Genomic DNA, 12960 nt, shown 5'->3' with positions numbered 1-12960 from the left:
ATCCTCGAATCGGGGAGCGATCAGGAGAGGAAATGATGCGGGCGTTCGTTCTCAAGTCATGTAGTTCAGCATCCGCCATGGCGGCGGCACTGATCGCCATGCCGGTCCAGGCACAGACCGCCCCCGCCCCTGACCCGGCCGCACCGGCCGCCGCCTCCGATCCCGCCCAGGGCGCGACGCCCGATGCCCTCGCCTCGTCGGACGACATCGTCGTCACCGCCTCGACCGGCGAGCGTTCGCGCTTCCGTTCGTCGATCTCGGTGTCGCAGCTCAGCCAGGAATCGATCCAGAACTTCACGCCGCGCTCGACCGCGGAAATCCTGCGCAACATCCCCGGTCTTCAGCCGAGCGATACCGCGGGCCCGGGCGGCAACGCCAACATCGGCGTGCGCGGCATTCCGGTGTCGACCGGCGGCTCCGAATATGTCGCCTTGCAGGAGGATGGACTGCCCGATGTCCTGTTCGGCGACATCAACTTCGGCAACAACGACTATTGGCTGCGCTTCGACCAGAACATCCAGCGCGTCGAGGCGGTTCGCGGTGGCAGCGCCTCGACCTTCGCCAGCCAGGCGCCGGGCGCGGTCATCAACTTCATCAGCAAGACCGGCGACACCGCGGGCGGCCAGGTCGCCTATTCGAACGGCCTCGGCTTCCGCGAGCATCGTCTCGACTTCGACTATGGTGCGCCGCTGGGGAACGGATGGAAGTTCCACGTCGGCGGCTACGCCCGCCGAGGCGGCGGCTACACCAACGAGAATTTCGATATCCTCAAGGGCTATCAGCTCAAGGGCAACGTCACCAAGGACTTCGACCGCGGCTTCATCCGCCTCTATTTCAAGCGGCTCGACGAACAGGCGCCGACCAACACCACGACCCCGTCGCTCGCGACGCTGAGCGGCAACGAGGTGACCGGCTTCGCGCCGCTGCCGACGTTCGATGGCCGCTCCGGATCGAGCTATTCGATCTACAATCGCGGCTTTCAGTACCTCAACTATGGCGGCCAGCTCGATCGCGCGCGGGTGCAGGGCATTCGACCGCGGGTCACCGGGCTCGGCGGCCAGTTCCACTATGAGGCGTCCGACTGGCTGACGCTCGACGACTCGCTGCGCTACCAGTGGATCCAGGGCAATTTCACCACGCAGTTCATCAACGTCCAGACGCGCACCGGGACCGGTGGACTGATCGGATCGACGGTGAACGGGCAGACGGTCGGCTCGGTCCGCTATGCCGCCGGCCCGCTGCTCGGCCAGCTCTACACCGGCGCCTACATCAACAATAATCCGAACATCAACACGTTGATGAAGGACATGAACAACTTCGCCAACAACTTCACGGCGACCGGCAAGTTCGACGTCGGATCGGGCAAAGCCACCGTGACGGGCGGCGTGTTCTACATGAGCCAGAACATCGTCCAGGATTGGCATGTCAACCGCCAGTATAGCGAGCTGAACGGCGAGAACGCCGCCCCGCTCGACCTGTTCTCGACCACCGGTACGCAGCTGACCGCCGCGGGCCAGGCGGGCTTCAACGACAATTGGGGCAGCTGCTGCGCCCGCCGCGTCGACCTCAACTACAAGGATGTCGCCCCCTTCCTTCAGGTTGGCTATGAAGTGGGCGGGCTGAACCTCGACGCCTCGGTGCGCTACGACAGCGTTCATGGCGAGGGCACGGCGCAGGGCGGTGGCGCCGGTCCGACGATCGTGGCCGGCGATGCGCTCGGCACGGCGCGGCTGCCGTCGCTGGTGCTCAGCACCACGCCGGAGAAGATCAACTATACCGACAATTACGTCAGCTGGTCGGTCGGCGCGCTCTACGCGTTCGGCCGCAATACCAGCATCTTCGCCCGCGCGAGCCGCGGCGGTCGCTTCAACGCCGATCGGCGCGTCCTGTCGGGCAACTTCAACGCCGATGGCAGCCTGAATGCCCAAGGGCAGGCGGGATCGGTCAACTTCCTGCAGCAGCAGGAAATCGGCCTGAAGCAGCGCGGCGGCATCTTCGGCGCATCCTACTCCGTCGAGGTCACTGGCTTCCACTCGACGCTGACCGAGAACAACTACGATTTCACGCGCATCAACAATCCTGCACCCAACAACAATCCCAACATCTCGAACAGCTATCGCTCCTATGGCGTCGAGTTCAGCAGCCGGGTCACGACGGGCGGCTTCAACCTGGCGGTCGACGCGACCTATTCGGACTCGAAGATCACCAGTAGCGCGACCGCTGCGCTGGTCGACAAGGTACCGGGCGGGCTGCCCAAGTTCCTGTTCGTCGTGTCGCCGTCCTACGATGCCGGCTTCGTCGCCGCGGGGTTCAGTGTCAACGGCCAGACCAGCACCTATTCGGACGATTTCAACCTGTACAAGATCAAGGGGTCGACCTTCGTCAACGCCTTCGTGACGGTGCGGCCCGTGCCCAACGTCGAGATCGGCGTCAACGCGAACAATGTGTTCGACAAGCTGGGCTTCCGCGGCGGCGGCGGACTGTTCCCGATCCTGTCGTCGACGCAGGCGGTGTTCAACAACACTGCGCTCTACGGACGGACGGTCACCGGCTCGATCCGCTATCGCTTCTGATCCTCCCCCCCCCTTGAAGCGGAACCACCCCTCCCGGTGGTTCCGCTCTTTTTTGCGGGACGCCATCGTCCTATGCCATGGCGATGACGACCGAGGCCGAGCGCCCCATCCGAACCCTGAAGGACGTCGCGCGGCTGGCCGGCGTGAACGCCGCGACGGTGTCGCGCGCGCTCGCCAACAGCCCGCTCGTCAACGAGCAGACTCGCCGCCGCATCATCGATATCGCCGCCGAACACGGATTTCGTCCGAACCTGATGGCGCGCAAGCTGCGCACCCAACGCACCGGCGTCATCGGCGTCGCGGTGCCGTTGGGGCATGAACGGCGCCAGCATCTGTCCGACCCCTTTTTCATGGCGCTGCTCGGGCATCTCGCCGACGGCATCACCGAGCGCGGCTACGACGTGATGCTGTCGCGCGTCGTCCCCGACGCCGACGATTGGCTCGACGAGCTGGCGATGTCGGGCACGCTCGACGGAGTGTTGCTGATCGGCCAGTCGGACCAGTTGGCGGTGATCGAGACGGTGGCGGCCCGCTATCGCCCGCTCGTCGTGTGGGGCAGCGCCCTGCCCGGCCAGCGCCATTGCGCGGTCGGCGTCGACAATTTCGCTGGCGGCCGGTTGGCAGGCGAGCGATTGATCGAGCGTGGCTGCCGCCGGCTCGCGTTCATGGGCGAGATACGCACGCTGGAGCTGATCGAGCGGCACCGGGGGCTATGCGCCGCCGCCAATGCCGCCGGATTGCCCCCGCCCGTCCAACTCGACACGCATCTGGCCTCGGACATCATGGCCGCGGAGATCGCGGCGAACCTCGACCGGGTCGACGACATCGACGGCATCGCTGCCGCGTCCGACGTCATCGCGCTGGCGACGATCGAGGCGCTGGAGGCGCGCGGTCGGCGCGTGCCGGACGACATCGCGGTGACCGGTTTCGACGACCTGCCGCTCGCCGCGCAGACCAGGGTACGACTGACGACGGTGCGCCAGGATCTGGCCGCGGGCGCCGCAGCGATGCTCGACGCCCTGTTCAACCGGATCGCCGGTGCCGACGCGCCATCGGTCGAGATGACACCCGAGCTCATCATCCGCGACAGCGCCTAGGCGACCGCCCCCGCGTCAATCCACCGCATCGAACAAGAACGCAGCGCCCGCGAAATCGCCCTTCAGCGGCGCGTTCAGCCCCTTCCACATCCAAAAGGCGCCGCTGGCTTGCTGGGGTATCCCCTCTGGCAACGCGCCGCCCCCCAGCATCGACAAGCAATAGACGCGCGCGGGATCGAGCCCACGCGGATGCTTCGCCGCCGGATCGTCGCGCCACATCGACGAGTGCAGCATCTGGAACATGACGCCCTGGCGACCATCCTGCGCGACATACATCGTCGCGGAGGTGGCGCTGTCGCGACGGGGCGGCTCGATGCGATAGAGCCGGCCGCGCTGCACGGTTTGGCGGATCGTCTTGTACGCCGCTACCCACTTGGCGGCCGTGGCGAAATCCTCCTCCTGCCAATGGTCCAAGTTGGCACCGATACCGAGCCCGCCCTGCATCGACGACAGGAAGCGATAGTCGAGCGAGGTGACGCGGGCGTTCGCCCAATTGGGACTGTCGGTGACCCAGGCCATCATCACCGCCGGTGCATAGGCTTGGGTGAAGCCGTCCTGGATCATCAGCCGTTCGGCAGGGTCGGTATTGTCCGACGTCCAGACCTGGTCGGAATAGGCGAGGATGCCGAGGTCGATCCGCCCGCCGCCACCCGAACAGGCCTCGATCTCGAGCCCAGGATGGCGCCGCCGCAGCTCGGCGAGGATGTGGTAGAGATTGCGGACATAGCGCACGTAGACGCGCTGCTGGTCTTGGACAGGGACCTCGGGCCAGCCCGCCTCGGTCCAATTGCGGTTATAGTCCCACTTCAGGAACGCGATGTCGTTCTCGCTCACCAGCCGGTCGAGCCAGTCAAGCAGATGGTCGCGCACGTCGTCGCGCGCGAGGTTCAGCACCAGCTGGTTGCGCCCCTCGGTTCGCGGCCGGTCGGGGTAGTTCAGCACCCAATCCGGGTACGCGCGGTACAGGTCGCTGTCGACGTTGACCACCTCCGGCTCTACCCAAAGGCCGAAGTCCATGCCGAGCGCCTTCACCCTTTCGATCAACGGCTTCAGGCCGTTGGGAAACTTGGCGGGGTTGACCGTCCAGTCGCCGAGGCCCGCCGCGTCGCCGTTACGGGCGCCGAACCAGCCGTCGTCGACGACGAAGCGCTCGACGCCGATCCGCGCCGCCTTTTCCGCCAGCGCTTTCTGCCCAAGTTCGGTGACGTCGAACGCGGTTGCTTCCCAGCTGTTGTAGAGCACCGGGCGCAGCTTGGCCTCGGCACCGTCGGGAATGATGTGCGCCATCTGGAAATGATGGAAGCGGCGCGAGGCGTCACCCATGCCGGCTTCGGAGTAGCCTGCGTAGAACACCGGCGTCTCCAGCGTCTCCCCCGGCTGAAGCGTCCAGCTGAAGTCGTAGCTGTTGTAGCCCCCGGCGATCCGCACGCGGCCGAGATTGTCCTGGCCGATGCTGATCCGAAACGATCCCGACCAGGCGAGCGCGCCGTACCAGACTGGTCCGCTTTCCTCGCTGGTCAGCCCATCGCGACCGATGGCGAACCAGGGATTGTTGCCGTGGCCGGTCGACCCGCGCCGGCTTTCGAGGACGGTCAGCGCGGGCGTGATCGCGACGTCCTTCTTCGTCCATTCGGCGGCATGGCGACCGGTCAGGTAATGGAGGCGATAGTCGTCGGCGACCGGCAGCGTGAAGACGGCGGCGGCGATCTGGTCGATGCGCACCGGCCGCGCGTCGCCGTTGCGCACGCTCGCCGACCGGGCGATGATCCCGGTGTCGGCATCGATCGTGTAGCGTAGCTCCACCGTCAGCGGACGGCGGATGTCGGCGAGATCGACGATCAGCGTCTCGCCATCGATGCGATGCGACCGATATTTCAGCACCAGGTCGCGATTGCCATCCGCGAACACCGCCTTGACGCCAGGCTCGCTGACCATCCCCTCGCCCTGCCCCGGATACTCCTGCGGCGTCACCGAGCCTGCCGGATCGAAGCCCGACAATTCGCCGAACGACCTCACCGGCGATGGCGCACCCGCCGCCGCGAACTCGGCCGTGCCCAGGGGATCGTCAGCGGCCAGCGACGCCCCCCAATAGAGCGGCTGGAGATAGCCCTTGTCGTCGACGCCCATCGCATAGGTCACCCCGGCGCCGTCGAGCCGGAACACCGTCGCGCCGGCTGGCGCCGTCACCTCAGCCACCACGTCAGCCCTCCAGTCCGTCACCGGCGACCAGGCGTACTACGTCGCCGGCAAATGCCAGGCGAAATATCGGTGCGGCGGTGCCGCCGAACTGCTCGCGGCGATAGTCGACGCCTTGCGCCGGAGAGCCGCCCGCCAGCCCCCAGTAATCCACGAAGCTGATCACCTCGCCCTCGCCCGTCACCCACCAGCAATAGGCCTGAAACGGCTCGGTGACGGGATTACCGGCGACGAGACCGCTGCCGTTGATCGGGCGCCACGGTCCCTCGATCGCCGCCGCGACCATGCCGTAGAGCCCGGTCGGCGCATCGACACCGGGCGCGAATCGCTTCGCCTGCGTCGACCAGAACAGGTAATAGAGGCCATTGCGCACGACGATATGCGGTCGCTCCAGCTCGCTGTTGACGCCGATCGCGGTAACGACCGGCGGTCGCATCGCCCAGCCATCGCCCTCGCGCGTGGCGAGCCCGATCACCCCATCATGGACATCGGCAACATTCGGCGCCGATCCGGTGAACAGGATGTGCTCGCGTCCAGTCGCCGGGTCGCGGAAATAGCCGGGATCGCGAAAGCCCTTGATCCGGTCGTCGGTGGGCGCATCCTCGTCGGCGATGCGATAGAATATGCCGTCGCCGCGTGCCGTCTCGACGGGCTCGCTCCATTCCGACAGCCGGCCATGGTCGAAGCGCCCGATGGTCTCGAACAACCGCTGCGCGAACCGCGGCCCGCCATCCCGCCAGCCGGATGCGGTGAAGTGCATCGTCAGCGTCGCATCGTCGTCGGCCAGCACCGCGCTGCCCGACCATTCGCGCGATCCGGGCGAGAAGCCATCCGCGAAGGCGGCGCCGTGGTCGCGCCACCCATCGCCGCCTCGGCTATAGAGGCGGATGCGGGCGACGTCATGGCGCGCCTCGGGGTCAGCGGCGCGCGGGACCGCGAGGAAGAACCACCACTGGCGCCCGTCGACGATCGCGGTGCTGCCGTCGGCGCGCATGATCTGCCACATGTCCCACAGGTCGCGCTGGGGATCGATCGGGGCGACGTCGTCGGCCCCGATCACCGGCAGCCGCGCATCGGGGGTGGTCGCAGCGGCGGCGGCCTGCTGCCGGGTCCAAGCGGTCATGAGAAAATCCTGGCTGATCGATGCGGTCAGGCGGGTTACGTGGCACCGACGGGAAGTCCGTCGGCGTTGCGCTCACGGACACGGAAAACGGCGACGGCCGCGGCGAACATCAGCACACCGCACAATGTCAGCACATGCCGTGGATCGCCGCCGAGCAACGGCTGGTAGACCAGCGGCAGCGTCACCGAAAACAGCAGCATGGGCACGACGATCATCATGTTGAAGATGCCCATGTACACGCCGGTCCGCTCCGGCGGGATCGAGCCTGCCAGGATGACATAGGGGTTGCCCATGATGCTGGCCCAGCCGATGCCGATGCCGATCGCGGGGACGAATAGCATCCACTTGTCGGCGACCTGCGGCAGCGCGAGCATCCCGAGCCCTGCCAGGGTCAGGCAGACCGCGTGGAGCGACGCCGCGCCGATCCGCCGTGCGACCGGCACCATGGCAAAGGCCGCGACGAAGGCGACGCCATTGTACCCGGCGGCCATCTCGCCATTGGTCAGCACCGCCGAATGAAAGCCGGTCGAGGTGGCATCGGCGGTGGCGTAGACCGAACGGCCGATCGAATAGATGATGTAGTTCCAATAGGCGGCCATCGCATACCATTGGAACAGGCTCATCACGGCAAGCTTGCGCATGGCGGGCGGCATCTGGACGATCGCCGAGCCGATCTCGCGCAGCACCGCGCCAAGCCCCTTGGGCTCCGCGGCGATCCGCGCCCGCTCGGCCAGCGTCAGCGGCAGTTCGGGCACCCGCGTCACCGAATAGATGATCGTCGTCAGCGACAGGACGGCGCCGACCATGAAGGCGATCCGCGCGGTGTAGGGAATATTGTGCGCATCGACCCAGTCCTGGTTCATCCCCGCCCACACCAGGATCGACGGCGTCAGGAACGCGAGCATCTGCGCCAGCCCGGTAAAGGCCGATTGGGTCAGGAAGCCGATCTGGTGCTGGCTCTCGTCCAGGCGATCCGAGACATAGGCGCGATACGGCTCCATCGTGATGTTGTTGCCGGCGTCGAGGATCCACAACAGCGACGCCGCCATCAGCAGCGACTGGCTGAGCGGCATGAAGAACAGCCCGAACGCACACAGCAGCGCGCCGATCAGGAAGTAGGGCGTCCGCCGACCGAAGCGGCTGTCGGTGCGATCACTCATCGCCCCGATCAGCGGCTGGACGAGCAGCCCCGTCATCGGCCCCGCCAGTTGCAGCAGCGGCAACGCCGCCTCCGATGCGCCGAGATAGCTGTAGATCGGGGCCATATTGCCTTGCTGCAGCCCGAAACTGAACTGCAGGCCCAGGAACCCCAGGTTCATTTCCAGAATGCGCGGGAGCGAAAGCTGCGGTTTCGAATCCGGAAAACGCATCGCTCTCTCCCGCCGGCCCATTATCGAGGTGCCGTGGATTGGCTTAATGATGCTCTTGGAGAAGGTCAACAATCGATTGCATGTGACTATCGTTGGCAGTGATCGACAGCCGCCGGCCCCCTACTGGTTGCCGCACCTGCCCACTTCTCACGAAGCATCAGCCGATCATTCGAGCCGCCGCCCCTGACATAAGCAGACGCGCGATTTCACAGGTGCCGAAGACCATCCCTGCTGGTCGGCAACCAGCTCGATCACCGCCCGCCCACTCGCTCGGATTTCTGCGGTTGGCTGGGGCGGCAGGACACCCAGCCAAACTTTTCCACTCTCAGAAACGACGGGAAACCGCGCTCGACACCGTTCAAGTCCACCTACCTGATACACTTACAGATGACAGCTGCAAGGACATCGTGAGCTGCCGAGGGCCCATCAACCCAATCATTCAGCGCCAGTCCAGTGCAGCTCCCGCACGACGTTGGGACCGCTTGCATAGCAAGGCACCACAATGCCCTCGAAGTGCCGTGGTTTGAACAGCCGGATAAAGGTGGTCTGTGCCATGACCCTGGCGCCAAGCAGGAACACCCACGCCCTAGCAAGATTGCCGTCGATCTCGTCAGGATGGCATCCTCGCTTGGCGCTCAAAAGATCGCGGATGTTGTTGTCTGCTCCCCTCGCGACCCTGATCGGCTCCAACGAGATTTCCGCGAACAGCCGGTCCCAGCGCCGCAAAGCCGCCCAGTCGTGCGCCTCCGGCAGTTCCATTCCGAGTATGGCATCCTCCTCATCCGGCCGGATCCGACGATATCTCCATTCGTACGATGCCGGCGTCTCTTGCGCCGCCGACCACCATTCTCGGGGAAGTGGCCCGTTCTGATAATCCCAAGACTCAATCTGCTGCTCGACTGGAGGCGCGCTCACCGGTTCCTCTGGCGCGTTGGAACTCACGGCGTTGGCGGCATAGGCCTGCAGATCAAGAAGCTCGGCATCCAGCCGTGCTTGCTCCGCATCCAACTCGGCCATCTCGGTATCGCTCAGCCGCCGGTGTGAGCTGCGCACACCAAGAACCGAGAGCAAATCAACCTCATGCTCACCGTTGAGCGCCTCCACCAGCGCCATGATGGCGTCATGCGAGAGGTCCTTGACGCACTGGGTCTTGAGACCCGCGTCCTTGAGGCGCCGCACGAATGCCGTGAAGACGACGCCGAGAGCACGTTGTTGCCGCTCAAGGAGAGCACGAGCGGCCACGGTCTGGCTCTCAAGCGCCTCGCCCAAGACGGCATGCTTGACCGTCATCTGATGCGCGAAGGAGCGAATGCGCTCATTGTACCAGCTCAGGCGTTCGATGTCCTTCAGCATCTGAGCAGGCGAAGCCCGGTGCACCCACGGCATCTCGGCAGCGTTCTTTTCCCGACGATCGGCTGCTGCCGCAGCATGAGCGTCCGCAAGCCGCGGCGCGACCGCGCTGGCCAAGTGCGGCCACCAGTCCTCCAGCGGAACGCCGGCCTCAAGCAGCGTCGGGATGCTCCGGCTGTTTTCCGCAACACGCGCAGACAACTGTTTGTATTCGGCGTATTCTTTGGAGGTCAGCGCCTGCTTGACCAGGCTCTCTTCCAACTTCCTCATTTCTCATTCCTTTTGGATTATCACCCGACGGAGGGGCTGCCCTCGACGCGCCCAACCTCGTCGCGTGAGTCACAGATCATGATCCTGGTCAGGATCTAACGAGCGGCCTCACCGACCATCCGAAACGGGTAGCGCGTTCGCCTTCAGGCCGACAAAAGGCTGCCGGCAGCAATGAAAAGCAGCTTGACCGGTTTTCACCCGACGCGTGGCTCTAATCCTGTTACTTGCGGCTTTTCGGCCGACGTTAGGGACGAAAGGCGCAATACCTACAAGTTTGTGCAAGCACGAAACTTGTATGCGCGCCCTGTCGGGCGTTGGATCGACCTGGCGGTCGAGAGGTGTCCCGCTCACGCGGTCCAGCGCTAGCGCGGGAGAGCGGCTGCGCCGCGGCGTTCGAACCGACGAAGTCGGTCCCTGTGAGGGCATCACCGGGCCCTCCGGCTTCGTGGGCCAGCAATACGGGGATCATCAGGTGATCCCATCTTGGCTGCCATATTGTCCGCCAAGATCAGCGCAGCGATTTTCTCTTCGGTCGCTCGGGTCAGCGTCGACCAATGTCCCTCGCGGACGCCCAGCCTCGCGAGTGTGGCGACGGTCGCTCTTGCCTCCGGCCACAACCCGCTGAGCTTCCGTTCCTCATCTTCACGGCGTTTCCGCGCCTGCGCGGCTTCACACCGCACTAAGTCGGCCTTGTAGAGGTCGACTTCCAATATCTTGTCGATCGTGACGACCATCAGCGTCGCCAGTTCCTCCTGTGCATCGGCGAGATGTGCGAGGATCGAGCGATGCTCGTTTGCTAGCGAAACCGCTTTCGTTCGCGGATGGGCGAGGCAAGTTCCCGCCGTCTGGGATGAGCCTGAGGTTCCACCCCGAGCTGCTCGCAAACATGCGACCCTGTGAGCCGTCGCGGCGACTTTGTCCCTGCAGCGCTGGGCGACCGACAGCACCCAGTCGCTGAGGTCCTCCATCGCCGCTACGGTGACTGCGCCATCAGCCGTCAGACTGACGCCTTCATGCGAATGCGATCGTGCCTGATTGTCCATCGCGGGCGCGACTGCACCCTTCGGCTCGCAAGAGCCGGTTGTATCCTCGATCATCGTTACCTCGTCGAATTACGTCGCTGGGCTGAGACGAGGAACGGTCAGGGTGCCGCCCATACAGCGGCGGGATACGCCTCAAACGCGGTACGGCGGGGCGGAAGCCTCCTCCGCCGCAGGCTCCGCTTCCATACGTCATTGAACGCACGAACGAAGACAGCCGTCATGACAGCCCGCAGCGCGGCCAATAGGCTCCGCATAATGGCAAAGATCAACGCCAGCACTATCGCCGCGCCCCCCACACGGGACCGCGACGCGATAAGGTATCGATGGTCGGCCGATGCTCCACCTTATCCCTTGTAGGATTTGGTCACCGCAGTCGGAAGGGCGATCGCAAATAAAATGTTGTGAAGCGCTGAGGCGAAGGAAAAGCAAGAAAGCGGTGCCTTAGCCTCGGCTCTTCAGCGTCCGCCGGCCCATGCCGGTCACCCCTGCATCCGCGTCGTCAATCTCACCGTCTCGTGCGGCTGGGGTCGATCGCGCGCATCCGGAGCCCACTGCCCATGCTTCCATCACACATCCTGACGGCGTTGCACGTCGTCGAACTAGACGTAGGCCGTCACCTCGGCATCGACCAGCGCATACCCGTCGGCGTCGCCATTCTGACCGCCGAGCTGCGCGGAACTGCTGTCATTTTTAGCCTCGACAGCTGCATCCTGAAACCCACGGACATGGCGGAGAAACTACTCGCGTGGCTTGGCCAACACGTGATCCGTGAAGGCGCGACGATCACCGGCTACCGGCTCAAGGCCGCGATCACGTCGTTATCCAGTCTCCCGGGTGGAGACGACGCGCCCGCGCTCCGCGCGATGACGGCTTGCCATCGCCAATATTTGCTCGATCTGTCGGCGAGCAGCGCCGGAAGGCCAGCGTCCTTCCGAGAGGCATGCGAGCAAATGGGCATCATCTGCGCGCCCGCGGAGCCCGCCAAGGCCTTCCGGGACTGGGTGCGGGGTGACGTCGCGTGCATCGAAGGGCAAGCGCGACTGGACGCGATCGCAGCGTTCCGGCTGCTCCTCCAGCGGCTCGCCTCGATCAATCAGGTCGGGCGCAGCATCGCTGACGCCATGAGTGACCAACTCCGTGTGTGGCTCGAACAGGCCGATCACCCTGCCGCGAGGGCTCACGTCGCTGATCTGTTGTTCTCCGGCGCCTGATCACCCCGGCCGCACTGCGGCCATAGTCAAGGAAACGCCCATGTATTTCATCGATCTTACGATCGACCAGCGCGGTTTTGCGCCCACCTCGATCGCGCTCGCTGTCCGTACCATCGGCGCCTGTCCCGCCGCGGGACACCGCCCGGATGCCCGCCTCCTCGTCGGTGTCGGCACGCTTACCGTCACACCGGAAGATAGCGGCCACCGCTTCTCCGCCGACGCCCGCTGCCTTGGCGAAGAGGCTGAGGTCGCCGATCTCCTCGACTGGCTGGAGCCGCAGATCCCGGCAGCAGGCGCCGTCATCAGCTGGGACAATTGGGGCTCGGTCCCTCGCCGCCTGCTCGCACTAGCTGATCCGGAGCGGCACCCGCGTATCCGGGCGACGGCGGCCGATATCGCAGGACGATGGCGCGATCTACCACGGGGCCACACCTGGAGCGTTCGCCAAGCGCGGGCGCGTCACCTGCCGTGCCTATGTCCGCTGGGCACACCTGTCGATGAATGCGAGGCGGCAAGACCCGCGGTCCTGCTGCCATGTCCTGATGCCACTGCGATCGAGCTGGTCGGAGAGGCGATCGCCGGTTGGCGAGCCTGGGCCGGGCTTTTTGGTGACTTCGACGACGCCGACCACCCAGCCCAGGCAGCGCTTCGTGCCCTCGACCGGTGGCGAGCCGATCAACGCCCGGCCCGCTGATCTCACGCCGTCCCAACCAAGACGGACATTACG

9 protein-coding genes are annotated in these 12960 nt (G+C 65.3%); 4 read left to right on the top strand and 5 right to left on the bottom strand.

All coding sequences use genetic code 11. From position 1 onward, the window contains the following. The first annotated feature begins 35 nt into the window (after nucleotides 1–35). Both GGQ80_RS07495 and GGQ80_RS07490 read left to right on the top strand, forming a co-directional pair. Entirely contained in the window at nucleotides 36–2573 is a 2538-nt protein-coding gene (locus GGQ80_RS07495) for a TonB-dependent receptor domain-containing protein (RefSeq protein ID WP_183983290.1), read from the top strand. Nucleotides 2574–2656: 83 nt separating this feature from the next. Next, nucleotides 2657–3670 (top strand): LacI family DNA-binding transcriptional regulator, encoded by a 1014-nt coding sequence (locus GGQ80_RS07490; protein WP_183983288.1) that lies wholly within the window; start codon nucleotides 2657–2659, stop codon nucleotides 3668–3670. Between the two features lie 15 nt (nucleotides 3671–3685). Here the strand turns inward: GGQ80_RS07490 and GGQ80_RS07485 are convergent, their stop codons facing one another. The 5 genes from GGQ80_RS07485 to GGQ80_RS07465 all read right to left on the bottom strand — a co-directional run bounded on the left by GGQ80_RS07485 (nucleotide 3686) and on the right by GGQ80_RS07465 (nucleotide 11076). Next, nucleotides 3686–5866, bottom strand: a complete 2181-nt coding sequence (locus tag GGQ80_RS07485) for an alpha-galactosidase (protein ID WP_343050930.1) — start codon at nucleotides 5864–5866, stop codon at nucleotides 3686–3688. A gap of 4 nt (nucleotides 5867–5870) precedes the next feature. Continuing rightward, nucleotides 5871–6989 (bottom strand): glycoside hydrolase family 68 protein, encoded by a 1119-nt coding sequence (locus GGQ80_RS07480; protein ID WP_183983286.1) that lies wholly within the window; start codon nucleotides 6987–6989, stop codon nucleotides 5871–5873. A gap of 35 nt (nucleotides 6990–7024) precedes the next feature. Further along, a complete protein-coding gene (locus tag GGQ80_RS07475; RefSeq protein WP_246346933.1) occupies nucleotides 7025–8308 on the bottom strand; it encodes an MFS transporter in 1284 nt (427 codons plus the stop codon). Between the two features lie 486 nt (nucleotides 8309–8794). Beyond that, nucleotides 8795–9979 carry a hypothetical protein gene (locus tag GGQ80_RS07470; protein ID WP_183983282.1) on the bottom strand — a complete coding sequence of 395 codons (1185 nt, stop codon included), beginning with the start codon at nucleotides 9977–9979 and terminating at the stop codon, nucleotides 8795–8797. A gap of 425 nt (nucleotides 9980–10404) precedes the next feature. After that, nucleotides 10405–11076 (bottom strand): hypothetical protein, encoded by a 672-nt coding sequence (locus GGQ80_RS07465; protein ID WP_183983280.1) that lies wholly within the window; start codon nucleotides 11074–11076, stop codon nucleotides 10405–10407. A 503-nt stretch (nucleotides 11077–11579) separates the two neighbouring features. Between GGQ80_RS07465 and GGQ80_RS07460 the strand changes: the two genes are divergently transcribed. Further along, nucleotides 11580–12233: a hypothetical protein gene (locus GGQ80_RS07460; RefSeq protein ID WP_183983278.1), complete on the top strand. Its 654-nt coding sequence runs from the start codon at nucleotides 11580–11582 to the stop codon at nucleotides 12231–12233. Nucleotides 12234–12273: 40 nt separating this feature from the next. Further along, nucleotides 12274–12927 (top strand): hypothetical protein, encoded by a 654-nt coding sequence (locus GGQ80_RS07455; protein WP_183983276.1) that lies wholly within the window; start codon nucleotides 12274–12276, stop codon nucleotides 12925–12927. The last annotated feature ends 33 nt before the right edge of the window (nucleotides 12928–12960 follow it).

Source organism: Sphingomonas jinjuensis (assembly GCF_014197105.1).
Lineage (GTDB): Bacteria > Pseudomonadota > Alphaproteobacteria > Sphingomonadales > Sphingomonadaceae > Sphingomonas > Sphingomonas jinjuensis.
The sequence above is the reverse complement of the archived record's forward strand: the minus strand, read 5'-3'. Positions and strand labels throughout refer to the sequence as shown.

What these genes read in the sequence shown, in the direction of transcription:
- GGQ80_RS07490 (WP_183983288.1), top strand. Translation starts at nt 2,657, where the DNA reads ATGACGACCGAGGCCGAGCGCCCCATCCGAACCCTGAAGGACGTCGCG.
- GGQ80_RS07455 (WP_183983276.1), top strand. Translation starts at nt 12,274, where the DNA reads ATGTATTTCATCGATCTTACGATCGACCAGCGCGGTTTTGCGCCCACC.
- GGQ80_RS07495 (WP_183983290.1), top strand. Translation starts at nt 36, where the DNA reads ATGCGGGCGTTCGTTCTCAAGTCATGTAGTTCAGCATCCGCCATGGCG.
- GGQ80_RS07465 (WP_183983280.1), bottom strand. Translation starts at nt 11,076, where the DNA reads ATGATCGAGGATACAACCGGCTCTTGCGAGCCGAAGGGTGCAGTCGCG.
- GGQ80_RS07480 (WP_183983286.1), bottom strand. Translation starts at nt 6,989, where the DNA reads ATGACCGCTTGGACCCGGCAGCAGGCCGCCGCCGCTGCGACCACCCCC.
- GGQ80_RS07460 (WP_183983278.1), top strand. Translation starts at nt 11,580, where the DNA reads ATGCTTCCATCACACATCCTGACGGCGTTGCACGTCGTCGAACTAGAC.
- GGQ80_RS07475 (WP_246346933.1), bottom strand. Translation starts at nt 8,308, where the DNA reads ATGAACCTGGGGTTCCTGGGCCTGCAGTTCAGTTTCGGGCTGCAGCAA.
- GGQ80_RS07470 (WP_183983282.1), bottom strand. Translation starts at nt 9,979, where the DNA reads ATGAGGAAGTTGGAAGAGAGCCTGGTCAAGCAGGCGCTGACCTCCAAA.